Origin of the sequence: Achromobacter sp. 2789STDY5608621 (genome assembly GCF_001299375.1) — a bacterium.
Taxonomy (GTDB): Bacteria; Pseudomonadota; Gammaproteobacteria; order Burkholderiales; family Burkholderiaceae_B; genus Achromobacter; species Achromobacter insuavis.
This window is the reverse complement of sequence record NZ_CYTU01000019.1, coordinates 1-20,983: the sequence shown is the minus strand read 5'-3', so window position 1 is coordinate 20,983 and position 20,983 is coordinate 1. Positions and strand designations below refer to the sequence as shown.

At 71.0% G+C, this 20,983-nt stretch carries 21 protein-coding genes; 18 read left to right on the top strand and 3 right to left on the bottom strand.

Translation table 11 applies throughout. The annotated features are described in order from the left end of the window. The first annotated feature begins 1 nt into the window (after position 1). The 11 genes from narJ to AOZ53_RS18285 all read left to right on the top strand — a co-directional run bounded on the left by narJ (position 2) and on the right by AOZ53_RS18285 (position 9,442). On the top strand, positions 2–649 hold the full coding sequence (gene narJ / locus AOZ53_RS18335; RefSeq protein WP_054430596.1) for a nitrate reductase molybdenum cofactor assembly chaperone: 648 nt from the start codon (positions 2–4) through the stop codon (positions 647–649). Positions 650–666: 17 nt separating this feature from the next. Continuing rightward, a complete protein-coding gene (gene narI / locus AOZ53_RS18330) occupies positions 667–1,350 on the top strand; it encodes a respiratory nitrate reductase subunit gamma (protein WP_054475050.1) in 684 nt (227 codons plus the stop codon). A gap of 15 nt (positions 1,351–1,365) precedes the next feature. Then, positions 1,366–2,124, top strand: a complete 759-nt coding sequence (locus AOZ53_RS18325) for a peptidylprolyl isomerase (protein WP_054475052.1) — start codon at positions 1,366–1,368, stop codon at positions 2,122–2,124. Then, positions 2,121–3,167 carry a GTP 3',8-cyclase MoaA gene (gene moaA, locus AOZ53_RS18320; RefSeq protein ID WP_231690640.1) on the top strand — a complete coding sequence of 349 codons (1,047 nt, stop codon included), beginning with the start codon at positions 2,121–2,123 and terminating at the stop codon, positions 3,165–3,167. Before AOZ53_RS18325 ends, moaA begins: the two co-directional genes overlap by 4 nt. 3 nt (positions 3,168–3,170) lie before the next feature. Beyond that, positions 3,171–3,830, top strand: a complete 660-nt coding sequence (locus tag AOZ53_RS18315; RefSeq protein ID WP_054430592.1) for a carbonic anhydrase — start codon at positions 3,171–3,173, stop codon at positions 3,828–3,830. Next, positions 3,827–4,324, top strand: coding sequence for a molybdopterin-guanine dinucleotide biosynthesis protein B (gene mobB, locus AOZ53_RS18310; protein ID WP_054488799.1), 498 nt, complete (start codon positions 3,827–3,829; stop codon positions 4,322–4,324). The genes AOZ53_RS18315 and mobB overlap by 4 nt, the downstream gene beginning before the upstream one ends. Before the next feature lie 81 nt (positions 4,325–4,405). Continuing rightward, entirely contained in the window at positions 4,406–6,343 is a 1,938-nt protein-coding gene (locus tag AOZ53_RS18305; RefSeq protein ID WP_054488797.1) for a type IV pili methyl-accepting chemotaxis transducer N-terminal domain-containing protein, read from the top strand. A 13-nt stretch (positions 6,344–6,356) separates the two neighbouring features. Then, complete coding sequence (locus tag AOZ53_RS18300; protein ID WP_049074026.1) at positions 6,357–7,028, top strand: response regulator; 672 nt, start codon at positions 6,357–6,359, stop codon at positions 7,026–7,028. Between the two features lie 79 nt (positions 7,029–7,107). Further along, positions 7,108–8,124: a ubiquinone anaerobic biosynthesis protein UbiU gene (locus AOZ53_RS18295; protein ID WP_054430589.1), complete on the top strand. Its 1,017-nt coding sequence runs from the start codon at positions 7,108–7,110 to the stop codon at positions 8,122–8,124. Next, positions 8,121–9,011, top strand: coding sequence for a U32 family peptidase (locus AOZ53_RS18290; protein WP_054488866.1), 891 nt, complete (start codon positions 8,121–8,123; stop codon positions 9,009–9,011). Before AOZ53_RS18295 ends, AOZ53_RS18290 begins: the two co-directional genes overlap by 4 nt. Then, positions 9,008–9,442: a ubiquinone anaerobic biosynthesis accessory factor UbiT gene (locus AOZ53_RS18285; RefSeq protein ID WP_054488795.1), complete on the top strand. Its 435-nt coding sequence runs from the start codon at positions 9,008–9,010 to the stop codon at positions 9,440–9,442. Before AOZ53_RS18290 ends, AOZ53_RS18285 begins: the two co-directional genes overlap by 4 nt. 21 nt (positions 9,443–9,463) lie before the next feature. Here the strand turns inward: AOZ53_RS18285 and AOZ53_RS18280 are convergent, their stop codons facing one another. Together AOZ53_RS18280 and AOZ53_RS18275 are read right to left on the bottom strand one after the other, a co-directional pair. Continuing rightward, complete coding sequence (locus tag AOZ53_RS18280) at positions 9,464–11,623, bottom strand: ABC transporter permease subunit (protein WP_054430587.1); 2,160 nt, start codon at positions 11,621–11,623, stop codon at positions 9,464–9,466. A 109-nt stretch (positions 11,624–11,732) separates the two neighbouring features. Then, positions 11,733–12,773, bottom strand: a complete 1,041-nt coding sequence (locus AOZ53_RS18275) for an amino acid ABC transporter substrate-binding protein (RefSeq protein WP_054430586.1) — start codon at positions 12,771–12,773, stop codon at positions 11,733–11,735. A 169-nt stretch (positions 12,774–12,942) separates the two neighbouring features. On the opposite strand from AOZ53_RS18275, the gene AOZ53_RS18270 reads away from it, so the two are divergent. Genes AOZ53_RS18270 through AOZ53_RS18260 form a run of 3 tightly spaced genes read left to right on the top strand, consistent with a single transcriptional unit; the run spans position 12,943 to position 16,236 of the window. Beyond that, complete coding sequence (locus AOZ53_RS18270; RefSeq protein WP_054488793.1) at positions 12,943–14,082, top strand: aminotransferase class V-fold PLP-dependent enzyme; 1,140 nt, start codon at positions 12,943–12,945, stop codon at positions 14,080–14,082. A gap of 34 nt (positions 14,083–14,116) precedes the next feature. Further along, a complete protein-coding gene (locus AOZ53_RS18265; RefSeq protein WP_054430584.1) occupies positions 14,117–15,412 on the top strand; it encodes an O-acetylhomoserine aminocarboxypropyltransferase/cysteine synthase family protein in 1,296 nt (431 codons plus the stop codon). A gap of 5 nt (positions 15,413–15,417) precedes the next feature. Next, complete coding sequence (locus AOZ53_RS18260) at positions 15,418–16,236, top strand: alpha/beta fold hydrolase (RefSeq protein ID WP_024068963.1); 819 nt, start codon at positions 15,418–15,420, stop codon at positions 16,234–16,236. Positions 16,237–16,263: 27 nt separating this feature from the next. Here AOZ53_RS18260 and AOZ53_RS18255 read toward each other — a convergent pair whose 3' ends face one another. Then, complete coding sequence (locus AOZ53_RS18255) at positions 16,264–17,181, bottom strand: AraC family transcriptional regulator (protein WP_054488790.1); 918 nt, start codon at positions 17,179–17,181, stop codon at positions 16,264–16,266. A 209-nt stretch (positions 17,182–17,390) separates the two neighbouring features. Between AOZ53_RS18255 and AOZ53_RS18250 the strand changes: the two genes are divergently transcribed. From AOZ53_RS18250 to AOZ53_RS18235, 4 genes are all read left to right on the top strand, one after another. Then, positions 17,391–17,948 (top strand): carboxymuconolactone decarboxylase family protein, encoded by a 558-nt coding sequence (locus AOZ53_RS18250; RefSeq protein WP_054488788.1) that lies wholly within the window; start codon positions 17,391–17,393, stop codon positions 17,946–17,948. Next, entirely contained in the window at positions 17,945–19,057 is a 1,113-nt protein-coding gene (locus tag AOZ53_RS18245) for an acyl-CoA dehydrogenase family protein (RefSeq protein ID WP_054488786.1), read from the top strand. Before AOZ53_RS18250 ends, AOZ53_RS18245 begins: the two co-directional genes overlap by 4 nt. Then, positions 19,054–19,866, top strand: coding sequence for an ABC transporter ATP-binding protein (locus AOZ53_RS18240; RefSeq protein ID WP_054430580.1), 813 nt, complete (start codon positions 19,054–19,056; stop codon positions 19,864–19,866). Before AOZ53_RS18245 ends, AOZ53_RS18240 begins: the two co-directional genes overlap by 4 nt. Further along, positions 19,856–20,983, top strand: a 1,128-nt coding sequence (locus AOZ53_RS18235; RefSeq protein ID WP_054488864.1) for an ABC transporter substrate-binding protein, incomplete at its 3' end; no start/stop codon positions are given. The genes AOZ53_RS18240 and AOZ53_RS18235, both read left to right, overlap by 11 nt.

The window sequence follows — 20,983 nt, the reverse complement described above, 5'->3', positions numbered from 1 at the left end:
CATGAGCCTTTATCGCTTGCTTTCCGCGCTGCTCTGCTACCCCGAACAGGAACTGCTGGACGCCCTGACCGAGGTCGAGGGCGCGCTGGCCGCCTATCCGGAAGCCGAGGAAACCCTGCAACCGCTGATCGGCCACCTGGCCAGCCAGGACCTGATCGCGCTGCAGGAGACCTACGTCGCCACCTTCGACCGCAACCGCGCCCATTCGCTGCACCTGTTCGAGCACGTGCACGGCGAAAGCCGCGACCGTGGCCAGGCCATGGTCGACCTGCTGGAGACCTACCGCCAGCACGGCTTCGAACCGGTGGTGTCGGAACTGCCGGACCACGTGCCGCTGTTCCTGGAGTTCCTGGGCGTGATCGACCCGGCCGTGGCGCAGGACCTGCTGGACGACGCCATCCACGTGCTGGCCGCCATCGGCGCGCGCCTGGCGCGCAACGAGAGCCCGTACGCCAGCGTCTTCGTCGTGCTGCGCGGCCTGTCGCGGGTCACGCCGCGCGAGCAGACCGCGCCGCCGGTGCGCGACATGGACGAAGCCATGGAGACCTTCGGCACCGGCGCCGACGGCGTCGAACCGCTGCTGCGCCCGTTCTCGGGCGACGGCGCGCAGGCCGTGCGCTTCTATCCCCGGGCGCCGGTCACCCGCTAATTTCCAGGACACGCATCATGAATTCCCTGAACCAGTTCTTCTTCGGCATCTATCCCTACATCGCCCTGACGGTGTTCCTGCTGGGCAGCCTGGCGCGCTTCGAGCGCGAGCAGTACACCTGGAAGACCGACAGCTCGCAATTGCTGCATCGCGGCCAGCTGCGGCTGGGCAACATCCTGTTCCACGTCGGCATCCTGGGGCTGTTCTTCGGCCACCTGGCGGGCCTGTTGACCCCGGTGGTGGTGTGGGACACGCTGGGCGTGTCGCACACGCTCAAGCAGACGGTGGCCATGGTGGCCGGCGGCGTCATGGGCGGGCTGTGCCTGATCGGCCTCCTGATCCTGATCCACCGCCGCCTGAGCGACCCGCGCATCCGCAAGGCCACCCGGCCCGGCGACAAGCTGTTGCTGGCGTGGATTCTGGTGACGCTGCTGCTGGGCCTGTCGACCATCGCGCTGTCGGCCGGCCACATGGACGGCGAGATGATGGTGCGCCTGATGAACTGGGCGCAGCACATCGTCACCTTCCGCAGTGGCGCCGCCGACTTCGTGGCCGAGGTGCCGCCGCTGTTCAAGGCGCACCTGTTCATGGGCCTGACGCTGTTCGTGATCTTCCCGTTCACGCGCCTGGTGCACGTCTGGAGCGGCTTCGCCTCGGTCGGCTACCTGGGCCGCGCCTGGCAACTGGTGCGTCCGCGCTGACCCGAGGAGGCCGACATGCCTGTGACGATCAATGGCGTCGAACTGACCGACGCCGACATGGAGCAAGAACTGCCGCTGCACGCGGACGCGCCCAACCCGATGCGCGCCGCCACCACGGCGCTGGTGCTGCGCCGGGTGCTGCTGGATGAGGCCGCGCGGCAGGGGTTGGACCTCGCCTCGGAAGACGACGCCATCGGCGTCCTGCTGGAACGCCACGCGCCGGCGCCCGAGGCCGACGAGGCGGCCTGCCGGCGCTACTACCAGGCCAATCCGCAGCGCTTCATCGTGGGCGAGCTGATCGAGGCCGATCACATCCTGTTCCAGGTCACCCCCGGGGTGAATCTGGACATGCTGCGGGCCCACGCCGGCGCGGTGCTGGCCGACCTGCTGGCCGATCCGTCCGGTTTCGCCGAGGTCGCGCGGCGGCAGTCGAACTGCCCGTCGGCGACGGTGGGCGGCAACCTGGGGCAGCTGGGGCGCGGCGACACCGTGCCGGAATTCGAGAAGGCCGTGTTCGCCTTGCCGGCCGGCGGCCTGCTGCCGCAGGTGCTGGAAACCCGTCACGGGCTGCACATCGTGCGGGTGACGCGGCGCATCGAAGGACGCCTGCTGCCGTTCGAGCAGGTGCACGAATCGATCGCCTCTGCCCTGGCCGCCGCCAGCCGCGACACCGCCTGGCGCCAGTACGCCAGGCTGCTGGTGGATCGCGCCGACGTGCGCGGCATCGACCTGGGCGGCGCCGAGGACGATCGGGTGTTCGGGAGCCCGTCATGACACCCGCGCCCGCCCTGGCGGTGGCCCCGGCGGCCTCGGTCGCCACCCTGGCGCCGGCCGCGCCGCGGGGGCTGATCGACGGCTTCGGCCGCCGCATCGACTATCTGCGGGTGTCGGTCACCGACCGCTGCGACCTGCGCTGCGGCTATTGCATGCCCAAGGGCTTCAAGGGTTTCGAGGAACCGTCCAACTGGCTGCGCCACGACGAGATGGCGCGACTGACGGGCCTGTTCGCCGGCCTGGGCGTGCGCCGCGTGCGGCTGACGGGCGGCGAACCGCTGCTGCGCCGCGGCGTGGCCGACCTGGCGGCGGCGATTGCCGCGCTGCCGGGGGTGGACGACCTGTCGCTGTCGACCAACGGCACCCAGCTGGCGCGCCATGCCGCCGCGTTGCGCGCGGCCGGCGTGGACCGTCTCAACATCAGCCTGGACACGCTGGACGCGGCCGAGTTCGGCCGCATCACCGGCCGCGATTGCCTCGACGCGGTGCTGACCGGCCTGCGCGCCGCGCGCGACGCCGGTTTCGCGCCGATCAAGCTCAACAGCGTGGTGCACGCCGCCACGCCCGAGGCCGACGTGCGCCGGCTGCTGGACTACGCCGTGGCGCAGGGCTTCATTCTGCGCCTGATCGAACCGATGCCGGTGGGCGATTGCGGCCGCCGCTATGCCCATGCCGACCTGGGCGCGCTGGGCGCGCGGCTGGCGGCCGACGCCGGCCTGGTGCCGGCGCTGGCGGGGCAGGGCGCGGGCCCGGCCCGTTACTGGAGCGCCGGCAGCGGCGCGCCGGTGCTGGGCGTCATCACCCCCATGTCGCGCCATTTCTGCGCCGCCTGCAACCGCGTGCGGCTGGGGGTGGACGGCACCCTGTACCTGTGCCTGGGCCAGGAAGACCAGGTGCCGCTGGGCCGGCTGCTGCGCGACGGCGCCAGCGACGCCGAACTGGAACGGGCGATCCGCGCCGGCATCGCCGCCAAGCCGGAGCGCCACGAGTTCACCACCCGGCCCGAGCGCATCGTGCGCTTCATGTCGCAGACCGGAGGCTGAACCATGCGCGATCTAGAACGGCTGGTGGATGGCTTCCAGCGCTTCCAGCACCAATACTACGAAGAGGCGCCGTCGCTGTACCGCAACCTGCGCGACGGCCAGCACCCCAGCACGCTGCTGGTGGGCTGCTGCGATTCGCGGGTCGATCCGGCCATGCTGCTGGGCTGCGACCCGGGCGACATCTTCACCGTGCGCAACGTCGCCAACCTGGTGCCGCCGCCCGACCGCGACCAGGGCCACCACGGCGTGCTGGCGGCGATCCAGTTCGCGGTCGAGCAACTCAAGGTCAGCCGCATCATCGTGCTGGGCCATGCCCAGTGCGGCGGCATCCGCGCGCTGATGGAGCGGCCGGCGCGCGCCGACGGCGAGCCCGACTACCTGAACCGCTGGATGGATATCGCCGAGCCGGCCCGCCAGCAGGTGCTGAGCCAGATGCCGGCGGCGTCCCTGGCGGAACACCGGCAGGCCTGCGAGCAGGCCTCCATCCTGATCTCGCTGCGCAACCTGGAAGCCCTGCCGTGCGTGCAGCGGCGCCTGCAGGCCGGCGACCTGACCCTGCATGGCTGGTACTTCGACCTGGTGGCGGGCGCTTTGCTGGCATACTCGGCCCGGGCGGACGCGTTCCTGCCCATCGTCTGTCCCTTGTTCACGGAGCCAGCATGACCCCCGTTTTCGGCATCGCCGGCCGCTCAGGCAGCGGCAAGACCACCCTGATCGAGGCCATGCTGCCGCTGCTGGGCGCGCGCGGCCTGAAGGTCAGCGTCATCAAGCACAGCCACCACGACTTCGAGATGGAGCCGCCCGGCAAGGACAGCGCGCGCTTTCGCCAGGCCGGGGCGCAGGAGGTGATGGTGGCGTCGCCGTTCCGCTACGCCATCGTACACGAGCTGCGCGGCGCGCCCGAGCCGTCGCTGGCCGAGCAGGTGGCCCGCCTGGCGCCGGCCGACCTGGTGCTGGTCGAGGGCTTCAAGCAGGCCGCCATCCCCCGCATCGAGGTCTACCGCCCGGCGCTGGGCAAGCCGCCGCTGCACGCCGAGGACGGCAGCTTCCTGGCCGTCGTGACCGACGCGGCGCTCGATACCGGCTTGCCCTGCCTGCCGCTGAACGATCCGGCGGCGGTGGCGGACTTCATCGCGCGCACGGTGGGGCGGGGCTGAACTACACTTGAGGCTGTGGACCGCGCGGCGCCATGCTCGCCTCGCGACCGTCCCGAACCCGCCCATCCGCCAGCCCATTTCATGACCACGCTCGACCATTCCCCCGACGCCCAGGGCCTGCCGTCGCCGCGGCACCGGCTGTCGACGCGCATTGTCGCCAGTTCGCTGATCGCGCTGATCGTGGTGCTGGGCATGATCGGCCTGACGCTGTGGCTGTCGTGGCAGCTGGAAGGCGCGGGCGCGGCCATCAACGACACCGGCAGCCTGCGCATGCGCGCCAACCGCGTCGCGGTCGAGCTGATGCGGCCGCAGGCCGGGCGCCAGGTGCGCACCGAGGAACAGGTGCGGCTGATGGACGACACCATCGCCCGCCTGGAGCGCGGCAACCCGGCGCGGCCGCTGTTCATTCCCAACGACCCGACCATCCGCCAGCATTGGCACGGCGTGGCCGAGTACTGGCGCGACATCATGCGGCCGGCGGCAATGCGCGCCATCGCCCGCGAAGACGCGGCAGAGTACCTGCAGACGCTGCCCGATTTCGTCGCCCGCGCCGACGAGCTGGTGCGCATGATCGAACAGGACAACGCCGGCAAGACGACCTCGCTGCGGCTGTCGCAGGGCGTGCTGGCGGCCATCGCCAGCGCCGGCACCCTGGCCATGATCTATCTGCTGTACTTGTGGATCATCGCGCCCGTGCTGCGCCTGCGCGACGGCCTGCAGCGCATGGCGGCGCGCGAGTTCAGCACCCGCCTGCCGGTCGAGAGCGAGGACGAATTCGGCGTGCTGTCACGCGGCTTCAACCGCATGGCCGACGAATTGCAGAGCCTGTACACCGGCCTGGAGCAGCGCGTGGGCGAAAAGACCGCCCAGCTGGCGGCGCAGAACCGCGACATCGGCGCCCTCTACGACATGGCGGCGTTCCTGAACCAGCCCAACGACATCGAGGCCATGTGCCAGGGCTTCCTGCGCCGCGTCATGCTGCAGTTCGACGCCGAGGGCGGCAGCATCCGCGCGCTGGACCCGGACAACGAAAAGCTCAACCTGGTGGTGTCGCTGGGGCTGTCCGACGAACTGGTCGAATCCGAGCACTGCATGCGGGTCGACGACTGCTATTGCGGCGTGGCGACGCGCCAGGCCGGCGTCATCGTGATCCAGGATTTCCGCCAGGCGCCGCCGCAGCTGGACCTGAACTGCCAGCAGGACGGCTTCGCCAGCGTGGCGGTGTTCCGCATCGTCACGCGCGACGAGGTGCTGGGCTCGTACTCGCTGCATTTCCGCAGCCAGCGGCGGCTGGCGCCGTCCGACTCGCAGTTGCTGGAGACCCTGGGGCAGCACCTGGGCGTGGCGCTGGACAACCGCCGCCTGAGCGCCCAGGCGCGCCAGCTGGCGGTGGTGCAGGAGCGCGGCCTGGTGGCGCAGGGGCTGCACGACAGCCTGGCCCAGGGGCTGAACTTCCTGAACCTGCAGCTGCAGCTGCTGGACGCGGCCGTCAAGCGCGGCGACCAGGCTGAAGTCGAGGAGATCCTGCCGCTGCTGCGCACCGGGGTCGACGAAAGCTACAAGGACGTGCGCGAGCTGCTGACGAACTTCCGCGCCAAGCTGGGCCAGGGCGACCTGAAGGGCTCCATTGGCGACATCGTCGAACGCTTCCGCCGCCAGACCGGCATGCGCACCGACCTGGCCTTCAGCCAGGGCGTGGGCGCGCCGCTGGCGCCCGAGCAGCAGCTGCAGGTGCTGTTCATCCTGCAGGAAGCGCTGTCCAACGTGCGCAAGCATTCCGAGGCCGACCGGGTCGACATCGTGGTGCGCAACGACCGCGATTTCAACCTGCTGATCGCCGACAACGGCCAGGGCTACGACCCGGCCGAGGTGTCGCAGCGCGGCGAGGCCCACGTGGGCCTGCACATCATGCGCGAACGCGCCGCCCGCATGCATGCCACGATTACAATGAAATCCCGACCCGGCGGCGGCACGCGCATCGCGCTGACGCTGCCCGGCGCCGAACGCCAGGCCGCCTGAGCCCTTCAAGACCATGCCCATCCGTATCCTGCTCGTCGACGACCACACCCTGTTCCGCTCGGGGATGCGGCTGCTGCTGCAGCGCCAGCCCGATTTCGAGGTGGTGGCCGAGGCCGGCGACGGCGTCGAGGGCCTCAAGCGCGCCAAGGAACTCAAGCCCGACGTGGTGCTGCTGGACCTGAACATGCCCGGCCTGTCGGGCCTGGAGACGCTGCAGCTGCTGACCCAGGACCTGCCGTCCTGCGCCGTCATCATCCTGACCGTGTCGGAAGAAGCCGACGAGCTTGGCCAGGCGCTGCGCGACGGCGCCCGCGGCTATCTGCTCAAGAACATCGACGCCGAGGCGCTGACCACCGCCATCCGCCGAGCCGCCGGCGGCGAGCCGGTGATCGCCGAGAGCATGACGGCCAAGCTGGTCGAGCAGTTCCGCGGCCAGGCCAGCCTGGCCGCGCAGGCGCCGGCGGGGCAGGCCGAGCGCCATCGCCTCACGGCGCGCGAGCGCCAGATCGTGCAATGCCTGGCGCGCGGCGCCAGCAACAAGGTCATCGCGCGCGAGCTCGACGTCAGCGAAAGCACGGTCAAGATCCACGTGCAGAACGTGCTGAAGAAACTCAACCTGACCAGCCGGGTGCAGGTGGCGGTCTACGCCGTCGAGCACGGCCTGCACGGCGACGATCCGGTCTGACATCGCGCGTGCGCGGCGCCGCCGCGCGGTTTGATCTGCGACAAGGCCCGCGGCCGTGCCGGCCCCTAGACTGGCCGGCATGCAAACCCGAACCTCTCCCCTAGAACTCGTGGCGCCGGCAGGCAGCCTGGCCGCGCTGAAGGCGGCGATCGAGGCAGGCGCCGACACCGTCTACCTGGGCCTGAAGAACGCCACCAACGCCCGCAACTTCGCCGGGCTCAACTTCACCGAAAGCGACATCCGCGCCGGCGTCGAGCTGGCGCACAGCAAGAACCGCCAGGTGCTGTTCGCCATCAACACCTTCGTGCAGGCGGGCCGCGGCCACGAATGGCGCGAGGCGGTCGATGCCGCGCACGCGCTCGGCGCCGACGCGGTCATCATGGCCGATGCCGGCCTGCTGGGCTATGCCCGCGACCGCTATCCCGACCTGCGCCTGCACCTGTCGGTGCAGGGCTCGGCCACCCACACCGACGCCATCGAACTGATGAAGGAGCAATTCGGCATCCGCCGGGTGGTGCTGCCGCGCGTGCTGACCCTGGCCGAGATCGCCCGCATCTGCGCCAACGTCAGCGTGGAAGTCGAGGTGTTCGGCTTCGGCAGCCTGTGCGTCATGGCCGAGGGCCGCTGCCTGCTGTCGTCGTACGCCACCGGCGATTCGCCCAACAACAAGGGCGTCTGTTCGCCCGCCAGCGCGGTGCGCTGGGTCGAGGAAGACGGCCGCCTGGACGCGCGCCTGAACGGCATCCTGATCGACCGCTATGGACCGGGCGAGGCGGCCGCCTATCCGACGCTGTGCAAGGGCCGCTTCGAGGTCGACGGCGTCGCCGACCACGCGCTGGAGGAACCCACCAGCCTGAACGCCATCGGCCTGTTGCCCAGGCTGGCCGAGATGGGCGTGTCGGCGATCAAGATCGAAGGGCGCCAGCGCAGCCCGGCCTACGTGACGCAGGTGGTGTCCACGCTGCGCGCCGCGCTCGACAGCGCCCACGTCGACCCCAACCGCTATTCCCCCCGTCCCGAATGGAACGCCACGCTGGCGCGCCATGCCGAGGGTTCCCAAGTCACGCAAGGCGCATTTGAACGTCCATGGAAATGAAACCCAAGGCTTTCCGCATCTCGGTCGGACCGCTGCTGTACTACTGGCCGCGCCAGCACACGCTGGCGTTCTACGCGGCGCTGGCCGACAGTCCGGCCGACATCCTCTATATCGGCGAAACCGTCTGTAGCCGGCGCCACGAGCTGCGCGCCGACGACTGGCTCGACCTGGCGCGCGACCTCGCGGCCACGGGCAAGGAAGTGGTGCTGTCCGGCCGCACGCTGATCGAGACCGGCGCCGAGGCCTCGGCCCTGCGGCGCCTGTGCGAGCAGCAGGACTTCCAGGTGGAGGCCGGCGAGGCCGGCGCGCTGCGGCACCTGGGCGGGCGGCCGTTCGTGGCCGGACCGCACATGAACGCCTACCACGGCGGCACGCTGGAATGGCTGGCCGCGCGCGGCGCGACGCGCTTCGTGGCGCCGCTGGAAATGCACGTCAACACGCTGGCGCGGCTGCTGGCCGAGCGGCCGGCGGGGCTGGAGGCCGAGATCATGGTGTGGGGCCGCATGGCCCTGGCGTTCTCGGCGCGCTGCTTCACGGCGCGCCATTTCCGCCTGAAGAAGGATGATTGCGGCTTTCGCTGCATCGAGCATCCAGACGGTCTGGACATGCGCACCCGCGAATCGCGCGAGTTCCTCGCGATCAATGGCATCCAGGTGCAGTCGGCGGCCTGTCTCGACCTGCTCGACCAGGCGGGCTATCTGGCGGACATGGGTGCCGACGTGTTGCGCGTCAGCCCGCAATCGTCCGGCACGCTGGAGGCCATCGCCGCGCTCGACGCCGTGCGCGGCGGCCGTGTCCAGCAAGCCGTGGCGCCGCCCGCCGGCATCGGCCGCTGCAACGGCTACTTCCACGGGCAATCGGGCATCGCCTGGCAGGAGGCGCCATGAGCCGCGTCGGATTCACCGTGCCGGGGCTGGTCGCGCGCGTGGGCCGGCGCCTGCCGGCGCCCCTGGTGTCGCTGCATTTCGTGGCCGGGCTCGAGCTGGCCCGGCGCCTGGACTGGCTCAGTCCGCCGGCGGAACTGGACGGGCGCAGCTTCGCCATCACCGTCGAGGACCTGGGCGTGCGCAGCAGTTTCATGGTGCGCGGCGGCGCGTTCCGGCCGCTCTGGAACGGCCAGGCCTGCGAGCTGGAACTGGGCGCCAAGGTCGCCGACCTGCTGGCGCTGATGCGCGCCGAGACCGACGCCGACACGCTGTTCTTCCAGCGCCGGCTGCGCATCTCGGGTGATACCGAGCTGGGCCTGATCGTGAAGAACTGGCTGGACGCCGCGCCGCGTCCGGCCTGGCTGGAGCGGCTGGGCGCGCGCGGCCACTAGGCCGCCAGCCCGCCGCGCGGCTCAGGCCGCCGCCGGTCCTTCCATGCGCCGCGCCACGCGCGACAGCGCCAGGCTGGCCGTGAAGTACAGCAGCGCCACCGCCAGGTAGACCTCGACGTGGTACGGCCGCCAGTCGGTGCCCGCCACCACCGCCTTGGCCGCGCCCAGCACGTCGAATACGCCGATGATGCTGACCAGCGAGGTGTCCTTGACCGCGCCCACGAACACGCCCAGCGCCGCCGGCGCGGCGATGCGGCGCGCCTGCGGCCAGATCACCGTCCAGTAGGCCACGGCCGGGCGCATGCCGAGCGCGCGCGCCGCCATCATCTGGCCGGGCGGAATCGCCTGCAGCGCGCCGCGCAGCACCTCCGCCAGCAGGCAGGCGGTATGCAGCGTCAGCGCCGCCAGCGCCATGCCGAATTTGGACACGCCGCCGCCCAGCAGCAACGGCAGCACGAAGGATGCGAACAGCAATTGCGTCACCAGCGGCACGCCGCGCACGGCCTCGATCAATGCGGCGGCCGCGAGCGATCCGCCGGGGCTGCCGGAACGGCGCAGCAGCGCCAGGCCGAAGGCCAGCGGCAACGCCGCCAGCAGCGCCGCGATCGCCAGGATCAGCGTCACCAGCAGGCCGCCCCAACGCAGCGGACCGATGGCCGCGCCGCCCCAGGGCCAACCGGCCAGCGCGATCACAGTGACGACCAGCATCAGCGCGACCCATGCCAGACGCGCTCGCGGCGCGAGCCGGCCCAGGCCCAGCGCCACCGCCACGCCGGCCAGCAGGGCGGCGCAGGCCGCCAGCGCCTGGGCGCGGTCGGCCTGCGCCATGGCGCCGAACAGCAGCAGCGGCAGGTTCTCGCCCACCGCGGCCCAGCAGGCGCCCGCCGCGGCGGCGCAGGTGGCGGGGCCGCCGCTCCAGACGGCGCGCAGCAGCGCCCAATCGAACAACGCCCAGCCCGCGGCGGCGAGCAGCAGCGCCATCAGCGCCGAGCCCAGCCAGCCACCGATGCCGCGCGAGCCGCGGTCCAGCAGGCGCAGCGCGGGCCGCTCGCCCAGGCGCGCGCCGTGGCTGTCGCCGGGGCCGTGGCGGGCGTGGCGCGCGTTCCAGGCCGACAGCGCGCCGCCCAGCGCCAGGGCCAGGCCCAGGTAGACGGCCACGGCCAGCGTGATGCCTTCCAGCGCCAGCCCGGTCTGGGTGATGGCGGTATTGATGACGGCCATCAGCTCCTGGTAGCCGATGGCGATGGCCAGGGTGCTGTTCTTGACCAGCGCCAGGCACTGATTGGCATAGGGGGGCAGGGCCACGCGCGCGGCATAGGGCGCGACGACGTGGCGCAGCACGCCCCAGGGCGTCAGCGCCATGGCCTGGCCGGCTTCCACCAGGCCCACCGGCACCGCCCGCACCGCGGCGCGCACGATGTCGGCGATGTAGGCGGCATGGAACACCACCAGGCCGATCACCAGCGCGGCGAATTCGATGCTGGGCTGCCAGCCGCCCTGCAGGCCCAGGCCACGCCTGACGGGCAGGTCGACGGTGACGCCGGGCAACCATGCCCAGGCCAGCGCCGTCGCCGCCAGCGCGGCCCAGGGCGCGGCGCGGCCCAGGCGGTGGCGCAGGCGCCAGCCGAGCAGCAGGGCGCCCGCCGCCGCCAGCGCGTAGGGCAGCCAGCCGTGCAGCGCCGGCAACGCCAGGCCGCGGTTCGACAGCAGCACCGAGGGCAATGGCGACCACGCCTGGCGCGCGTCCGGCAGCCGCAGCAAGAGGCCATACCAGACGAACAATTGCAGCAGCACCGGGGTGTTGCGCAACGGCGCGATGATCAGGGCGGCGGTGCGCGCGGCCAGCGGACGCGAAGACAGCCGCAGCAGGCCCAGGCCGATGCCCAGCAGCGTCGCCACCGGAATCGCCACCAGCGCCACCGTGAGGGTGTTGACCAGGCCGGCGGCGATCGACATCCAGTAGGGATCGTCGGGCGTCACCGGCAGCAGGCTTTCCGAAATGCGGAAGCCGGCCGGCTGGAACAGGAAGCCGAAGCCGCCGCGGATGCCGCGCGCCGCCTGCGTGGCCTCGATGTGCAGCAGCAACAACGCGGCCAGGGCGGCCAGCCCCAGCGTCCAGGCCGCGAGGGGCAGCCAGCGCCGCCAGGCGGCGCTCCATGGCGTGGGATGAATCGCGATCATGTCGGTCCCGGCCGGCGCCGGCGAATGAGGAAAAGAGAAAGGAAAAAACGCCACGGGCGGGCCCGGGGGCCCGCCTGGCGGCGTCATGCGTCCACGCGATCGCGCGGGCTTACTGGAACGGCGGCGAATACAGCAGGCCGCCCCGGTTCCACTGCGCGTTCAGGCCGCGCTCCAGCTTGAGCGGGGTGGCCGCGCCCAGGTTGCGGTCCCACACTTCGCCGTAGTTGCCGACGGCCTTGATGACGTTGCGGGCCCAGCCCTCGTCCAGCCCGAAACTCTTGCCGATGCCGGGATCCAGGCCCAGCAGGCGGCGCACCTGCGCATCGGTGCTCTGCGCCTGGCTGTCGACGTTCCGGGAGGTGATGCCCAGTTCCTCGGCGGCCACCAGCGCGTTCACGGTCCAGCGCACGATGGCGGTCCAGTTGGGATCGTCCTGGCGCACGAAGGGGCCGAGCGGCGATTTGTTGATGCGCTCGGGCAGGATGACGAAGTCGTCGGGATTGGCGGCGCGCGCGGCGCGGCTGGCGGCCAGCGTCGAGGCATCCGACAGGTAGACGTCGCAGCGGCCGGCGTAGAAGGCCTGCTCCAGCTCGACCAGGTTCTCGATCACCACCGGGCGGTAGGTGAGCTTCTGCTTCTTGAAGTAGTCGACCAGGTTCTGTTCGTTGACGGTGCCGGGCTGCACGCAGACCTGCGCGCCGTCCAGTTCGGTGGCGCTTTTCACGCCCAGCTTCTTCGGCACCAGGAAGCCCTGGCCGTCATAGAACACGATGCCGGCCGAGACGATGCCCAGGCCCGCGTCGCGGCTGGAGGTGATGGTGGTGTTGCGGTTGAGCACGTCGATCTCGCCGCCCTGCAGCGCGGGGAAGCGCTGCTGCGAGCTGAGCGGCACGAAGCGCGTCTTCTCCGGATCGCCCAGCACCGCCGCGGCCAGCGCGCGGCACAGGTCGGCGTCCAGGCCGGTCCAGCGGCCCTGCTTGTCGGCGATAGACAGGCCGGCCGAGCCCTGGCTCACGCCGCACACCAGTTCGCCGCGCTTCTTGATGGCGTCGACCGTGGCGCCCGCCGTGGATGCGCTCGCCGTGGACAACGCCATATGTGCCAGCGCCGCCGCCACGCCGGCGGTCTTGAGTAGAGAGATCAACCGCATGCCGTTCCCGTATTCGAAGTATGCAAGAAAGGCATGAATTCTAGGGCTGCGCATCGCCGTCGCGAGCGACTGTATCGTCATATGGTTATGAGAACTTAGCCTTATCCAAATTGCCGTCATATACCTAGAATCCGTCCATACCAAGTTGCATGATTGAAGAAGGTTTCGCATGAGCTGGCAGGACGAATTCCGGGAATGGTTTCCCATCACTCGCGACAAGGCCTACGCCAACATCGCCTACACCAGCCCGCTGGCGCCCAAGGTGGCCGAGGGCGTGGCCGCCTTCTTCGACGGCATCACCCATGCCCGCAGCGACAAGCCGCAATGGCTGCGCGATGCCGGCGCGCTGCGCACGCGGCTGGCGCGGCTGATCGGCGGCGACGCGCGCCGGCTGGCCTTCACCAAGAACACCACCGAGGGCCTGAACACCGTGGCGCAGGGCCTGTCCTGGCAGGAAGGCGACAACCTGGTGGTCGACGACCAGGAACATCCCACCAACGCCTTGCCCTGGCTCAACCTGTGCCGCCGCGGCGTGCAGGTGCGGGTGCCGCCGTCGCGCGCGCACCGCTATACGGTCGACGACCTGTGGCGGCACGTCGATGCGCGCACGCGCCTGATCGCGGTCTCGTGGGTGCAATACGGCAGCGGCCTGCGCACCGACATCGCCGAACTGGGCCGGCGCTGCGCCGAGCGCGGCATCTGGCTGGTGGTCGACGGCATCCAGGGCGCGGGCCTGTTGCGCGCCGAGGTCGACGCCTGGGGCGTGGACGCGTTCGCCAGCGGCGCCCACAAGGGCTTCCTGGGGCCGCTGGGCGTGGGCCTGCTGCACGTGTCGCCGCGCCTGCTCGACGCGCTCGACCCGCTGTACGTCGGCCCTTCGGAAGTGACCACGCTCGACAAGACCGGCCTGCAATGGCAGGTGGGCGTGTCCGACGCGGGCGACGCCCGCCGCCTGGAGACCGGCAACCTGAACTATCCCGGCATCGCCGGCTGGGCCGCGGCGCTGGACCTGATCGAATGGGCGCGGCCCGAGCGCATCGAGCCGTGGGTACTGGAACTGTCCACGGCCCTGAGCGACGGTTTACGCGCCCAGGGCCTGCAGGTAGTATCGCCGGCCGACGCGGCGCTGCGCAGCACCACCACCGCATTGCGCGTGGCCGATCCGGCCGCGGCGCTGGCGCACCTGGCCCGCGAGGGCGTGGTGGCCAGCATTGTGGAGTATGGTTACCTGCGCCTGTCCGTCGGCGCCTATAACAATCATGGGGACATCGATCGCATCCTGCGCGCCGCGCGCGGGTTCGCCGCTTGATTCCATTACCGATAACGCATTTGAGGAGCACTACATGACTGAAGCGAAGAAGCCCGATTGGCGGCTGGAAACCATCGCCGTGCACGGCGGCTACAAGCCGGACCCGACCACGCGCGCGGTGGCCGTGCCGATCTACCAGACCGTGGCCTATGCCTTTGACGACACCCAGCACGGCGCCGACCTGTTCGACCTGAAGGTGGCGGGCAACATCTACACCCGCATCATGAACCCCACCACCGACGTGCTGGAACAGCGCGTCGCGGCCCTGGAAGGCGGCATCGCCGCGCTGGCGCTGGCCTCGGGCCAGGCCGCGGTGACCTACGCGATCCTGACCATCGCCGAGGCGGGCGACAACATCGTCTCGTCCAGCACGCTGTACGGCGGCACCTACAACCTGTTCGCCCACACGCTGCCGCAGTACGGCATCACCACGCGCTTCGCCAACCCCAGCGACCTGGCGGCCTTCGAGGCGCAGATCGACGAGCGCACCAAGGCCATCTTCGCCGAATCGGTCGGCAACCCGCTGGGCAACATCACCGACATCGCCGCGCTGGCCGAGCTGGCCCACCGCCACGGCCTGCCGCTGATCGTCGACAACACCGTGCCGTCGCCGTACCTGCTGCGTCCGATCGAGCACGGCGCCGACATCGTGGTGCAGTCGCTGACCAAGTACCTGGGCGGCCACGGCACCAGCCTGGGCGGCGCCATCATCGACTCGGGCAAGTTTCCCTGGGCCGAGCACAAGGCCCGCTTCAAGCGCCTGAACGAACCCGATGTCAGTTACCACGGCGTGGTCTATACCGAAGCCTTCGGTCCGGCCGCCTACATCGGCCGCGCCCGCGTGGTGCCGCTGCGCAACACCGGCGCCGCGATCTCGCCGTTCAATTCGTTCCAGATCCTGCAGGGCATCGAGACGCTGGCGCTGCGCGTGGACCGCATCGTCGAGAACGCGGTCAAGGTGGCCAGCTACCTGCGCGAGCATCCCAAGGTCGAGTGGGTCAACTACGCCGGCCTGCCGGATCACCCGGACCACGCGCTGGTGCGCAAGTACCTGGGCGGCAAGGCGCCTGGCCTGTTCACGTTCGGCGTGAAGGGCGGCCGCGAAGCCGGCGCGCGCTTCCAGGACGCGCTGCAGCTGTTCACGCGCCTGGTCAACATCGGCGACGCCAAGTCGCTGGCCACGCACCCGGCGTCCACCACCCACCGCCAGCTCAATCCGGAAGAACTGCAGAAGGCGGGTGTGCGCGAGGAAACCGTGCGCCTGTCGATCGGCATCGAGCACATCGACGATCTGCTGGCCGACCTGGACCAGGCCCTGGCGCAGGTGTGAATGGCATGAGCATGATTTCCCGCAGGACCCTGTTGCAACTGGCCGCCGGGCTGCCCGCCCTGGCGGCGGCCCCGGCCATCGCGGCCAAGCCGGCCGCCGGCCGCGCCAAGACCTACGTGCTGGCGCACGGCTCCTGGCATGGCGGCTGGTGCTGGCGGCCGGTGGCCGACCGGCTGCAGGCCGCCGGCCATCGCGTCTACGCGCCCAGCTTCACCGGCATGGGCGACCGCGCCCACCTGCTGCACAAGGGCATCACCATCGACACCTTCGTCGAGGACCTGGTCCAGGTGATCCAGAGCGAAGAGCTGAACGACGTGATCCTGGTGGGCCACAGCTTCGGCGGCATTCCGATCTCGGGCGTGGCCGACCGCATTCCGGAGCGGCTGGCGCACCTGGTGTACTTCGACTCCATCGTGCTGCAGAACGGCCAGGATGCGTTCTCGGTGTACCCCAAGGCCGACGCCGACGCGCGCATCGCGGCCGCCTCCAAGGCCACCAACGGCCTGGCCGTGCCGATCCCCGAGCCGTTGCCCGCGGCCTGGGGCTTCAAGCCGGGCAGCGCCGACGAGGCCTGGGTCAAGCGCCGCCTGACGCCGCACCCGCTGGCCAGCTACACCACGCCGCTGACGCTCAAGCATCCCATCGGCAACGGCCGGCCGCGCACCTACATCCATTGCACCCAGCCCGAGCTGCCGGTGCTGGAGCAGTCGCGCCAGCTGGTGAAGTCGCAGCCGGGCTGGAACTGGGTCGACATCGCCGCCCCGCACGAAGCCCACATCACCCATCCGCAGCTGCTGGCGGAGTTGTTGCTGGGCCTGTCCTGAGGCGCGGCCTGCCTGGGCGCGATCCGCTCAGGCGCCGCCGCGCCGCCAGGCCGAGGGCGCGACGCCCTCGGTGCGCTGGAACACCCGGCTGAAGGCCGCCTGCGAGCGATAGCCGACCCGTTCGGCGGCGTCCGCGATGGCGGCGCCCTGCGTCAGCAGGCGCCGCGCCACGCGCATGCGCAGCAGTTGCAGCAATTGCGCCGGCGTGGTGCCGCTTTGCAGCGTGAAGCGGCGATGGAAGGTGGCCTTGGACATGTGCACGTGGCGCGCCATGTCGTCCATGCTCCAGGGATCCGCCGGCCGCGCCAGGATCGCCTGCAGCAAGCCGGCCATGGCCGGATCGCGCGCCAGCACGAACAGGCCGTGGGCCTGGCGGTCATGGATCGCCAGGTGGCGCAGCATGAAAAAGATCAGCATGTCGGTGAGCCGCTCCAGCACCACCTCGGACGCGCCGCCATCGCGCGCGGTCTCACCCAGGATCAGGTCGAACACGCCGCGCGCGCTGGCGTAGCGGGCGTCGTCGGCGCGCAGCACCAGCACGTCCGGCAGCGTCTCGGCCACCAGGTCTGCCAGGCCCGGGCGGAACTGGAAGAAACCGCAGGCCAGCCCGGTGCCGTCGGCCTGGCGCGGCAGCAGCGGGCGCATGTCGCGGCACACCGGCGCGGCGGGCGCATCCAGCGGCGTCAGCGTGTGCGGCAGGTCGCGCAGGAAGAATACGCCGTCGCCGGCCGCCAGGGTCAGCGGCGCCTGGCCCGGCCCCAGGTCGACCCGGCAGCGGCCGTGCAGGATCAGGTGGAAACTGGCGCGGGCGCGGCCGCTGGTGCTGGCCGACCAATTGCCGCAATACTGCCCCAGGTGATACAAGCTGGATTGCACCTCCAGGCTCGACAGCAACAGGGCGTCGACGGCGGCTTGATCGGCGTTCGGGGCGGGCGAGGGCGGCATGGCGAAGGCAGTTTGGCAAGGGATCGGGCCGCGCTGGTATGGCGGCGCGACCGGATCAGTTTGGCGCGATGATACGCAGGGCGCCTGGTTATAAGCGCATAGCTGAAAGTCGATAAGATCGAGCATCAGCTTGCGATCCCCGTGCATTGTCGCGCGGGGCGGGGCGCCCGCACAATCGAGTTTTCGTTGATCGTCTTCTGGAGACCGTCATGGCCCGTTTGCCTGTCCACACCGCGCAGAGCGCTCCCGAATCCACCCGCGCCGCGCTGACCGCCGCCGAACAAGGCGCCGGCTATCTGTCCAACCTGCTGGGCGTGCTGGCCAATGCGCCGGTCGCGCTGGAGGCCTACCAGACGCTGTCGCAGATCAATGCCCGCGCCGGGCTGACGCTGCAGGAGCGCGAGGTGGTGCAACTGGTGGCCGGCACCCGCCACGGCTGCACCTTCTGCGTCGCCGGCCATACCGCGCTGGCGCGCAACAAGGCCAAGCTGTCGCCGGAGGTGGTGGACGCGCTGCGCGCCCAGGGCACGCTGCCCGATGCCCGCCTGCAGGCGCTGGCCGCCTTCACCGAAGCCGTGATCCGCACCCGTGGCCGCGTCAGCGACGCCGAGTTGCAGGCGCTGCGCGAGGCCGGCTACAGCGACGGCAACGCGCTGGAAGTGATCGTTGGCGTGGGGCTGGCGACTATCTGCAATTTCGGCAACAACCTGGCGCAGACGCCGCTGAACGAACAGCTCGGCGCCTACGCCTGGAGCGGCGCGCAATGACGGCGCGGCAGCCGGATCCGCGACTGTCGCCCGGATTGACCGCCTGGCTCGACACCCACGCCGGCGCGCTGGATGACGGCAGCCACGACGCCGCCGAGGTCCTGCCGCAATTGGCCGCGGCGGGCGTATTCCGCCTGGGGGTGCCGGCCGCGCAGGGCGGCGCGCCGGGCACCGACATCGGCGACGCCATCGAGGCGGTGTCGCGGGTGGCCGAGCATTCCGTGGCCGCGGCCTTCGTGGCCTGGGGCCAGCGCGTCTTCATCGAATACCTGCTGCGCAGCCCCAATGCGGCCTTGTCGCAGGCCTGGCTGGCGCCCTTGCTGGCGGGCGAGGTGGCCGGCGCCACCGCGCTGTCGAACGCCATGAAATTCCTCAGCGGCATCGAGTCGCTGCAGATCGGCGCGCGCCAGGAGGGCGCGCACTGGGTGCTGGACGGCCGCATGCCGTGGGTCACCAACCTGCGCAAACAGGGCTTCCTGGTGGCCGCGGCCGTCTCGGCCCCCGACGGCACGCCGGCCGTGGTGGCCCTGCCGCACGATATCGAGGGCCTGACGCGCAGCGCCGACCTGGAGCTGCTGGCGCTGCAGTCCAGCAACACCGCGGCGCTGGACGTGCGCGGCGTGCGCATCGATCCGCAATGGTTGATCCATCCCGATGCGCGCCAGTACCTGCCGCAGGCGCGGCCGGCCTTTGCCGGGCTGCAATGCGGCCTGTCCATCGGCCTGGCGCGGCGCGCCTTGCGCGCCGCCACCGAAACCGGGCAGGGCCAGGCGTCGCGCGGCATCCTCGGCGAACCGTTGCAGGCGCTGGCGCGGCAGCTCGACGAGGTGACCGCGCGCCTGGTCGACGGCGTGCGCAGCGAGCGCTTCGTGGCCGAACCCTGGCTGCTGTTCGAAAGCCGCATCGCGCTGGCCGAGATCGCCAGCCAGGCGGTGCAGCTCGAATTGCAGGCCAGCGGCGGCGCGGCCTACCTGAAGCCGGCCGGCGACGGCTTTGCGCGGCGCTGGCGCGAGGCGGCCTTCCTGCCCATCGTCACCCCCAGCCTGGTGCAGCTCAAGACCGAGCTGGCCAAGCGCCAGGCGCGCCTGGCGGCCGAGGGCGCCGCATGAGCGCGCGGCCGCGTCCGGTGTTGCAGGCGCACGGCCTGGCGCTGCGCTATGCGCAGGCGCCGGCCGACGTATTCCAGGACGTCGACCTGGTGCTGGACCGGGGCGAGGTGGTGGCGGTGCTGGGCGCCAGCGGCGCCGGCAAGTCGAGCCTGCTGCGGGTGCTGGCGGGCTTGCAGCCGGCCAGCGCCGGCACGCTGCTGATGGAGGGCGAACCGTTGGCCGGCGTGCATCCGCGCGTGGCGGTGGCGTTCCAGGATCCCGGCCTGCTGCCCTGGCTGTCGCTGGAACGCAATGTGGCCTTCGGCCTGGATTTCACCCACCAGCCGAGGTTGAGCGCCGCCGAACGCCGGCTGCGGATCGACCAGGCCATCGACGAGGTCGGCCTGTCGCACGCGCGCCACCTGCGGCCGGCGCAGCTGTCCGGCGGCATGGCGCAGCGCACCGCGCTGGCGCGTTGCCTGGCGCGGCAGCCGGCGGTGCTGTTGCTGGACGAGCCGTTCGGCGCGCTCGACGAGGTCACGCGCGGCGACATGCAGGCGCTGCTGCGCCAGGTGGTGGCCGACTTCCATACCGCCGCCGTCCTCATCACCCACGATATCGACGAAGCGCTGCTGCTGGCCGACCGCATCGTGCTGCTGGGCGGCGCGCCGGGACGCATCCTGGGCGTGTGGCCGGTGGACCTGCCGCAGCCGCGCGCCGACCTGTTGCCGGAAATGGGCGCGTTGCGCCTGGAAATCCTGACCCGCCTGCGCGATGCGCTGCGGGTCGCACGCGGCCAAGCCGCCAAGGAGTCTATCGATGTGCCTTGAACACATGTCGCGTCGCGACTGGTTGAAACTCTCGGCCCTGCTGACGGTGGGCGGCGCCGCGCCGCTGCTGTCGGCCTTCAACGCGCGGGCGCAGAGCGAGCCCGACGCGCCGGTGCGCATCGGCTACCTGCCGATCACCGACGCGGCGCCGCTGCTGGTGGCGCACAACAATGGCCTGTTCGACAAGGCCGGCGTCAAGGCCGAGAAGCCGACGCTGCTGCGCAGCTGGGCCCAGGTGATCGAGGCCTTCATTTCCGGCCAGGTCAATGTGGTGCACCTGCTGTCGCCGATGACGGTATGGGCGCGCTTCGGCAGCCAGGTGCCGGCCAAGGTGGTGGCCTGGAACCACGTCGGCGGTTCCGGCCTGACGGTGGCGCCGGCCATCAACAGCGTCAAGGAACTGGGCGGCAAGACCGTGGCGATCCCGTTCTGGTATTCCATCCACAACGTGATGCTGCAGTACCTGCTGCGCGAGAACGGCCTGGCGCCGGTGTCGCGCAAGGACGGCGCGCCGGCCGCCAACGAGGTCAACCTGGTGGTGATGGCGCCGGCCGACATGCCGCCGGCCCTGGCGCAGAACCGCATCGCCGGCTACATCGTGGCCGAGCCCTTCAACGCCGTGGCCGAGACGCTGGGCGTGGGCAAGGTGCTGCGCTTTACCGGCGACATCTGGCGCAACCACGCCTGCTGCGTGGTGTTCATGCACGAGCGCGACCTGCAGCAGCGGCCCGAGTGGTCGCAGAAGGTGGTCGACGCCATCGTCCAGGCGCAGCTGTGGATCCGCGACAACCGCGAGGAGACCGCCAGGCTGCTGTCCAAGGAAGGCATCAACCGCTACACCCCGCATGGCCTGCCGGCCTTGAGCAAGGTGCTGGCGCCGCCGGCCTCGGACCGCGAGCAATACCTGGCCAGCGGCGCGATCCGCCACGCCGGCTGGGACGAGCGCCGCATCGACTTCCAGCCGTATCCGTTCCCCAGCTACACCGAGGAACTGGTGCGGCGCCTGCGCGACACGCTGATCGAGGCCGACCGCGGCTTCCTGGCCAACCTGGACCCGGCGCGCGCCGCCGCCGAGCTGGTCGACGACCGTTACGTCAAGCGCGCCATCGAGGCCGCG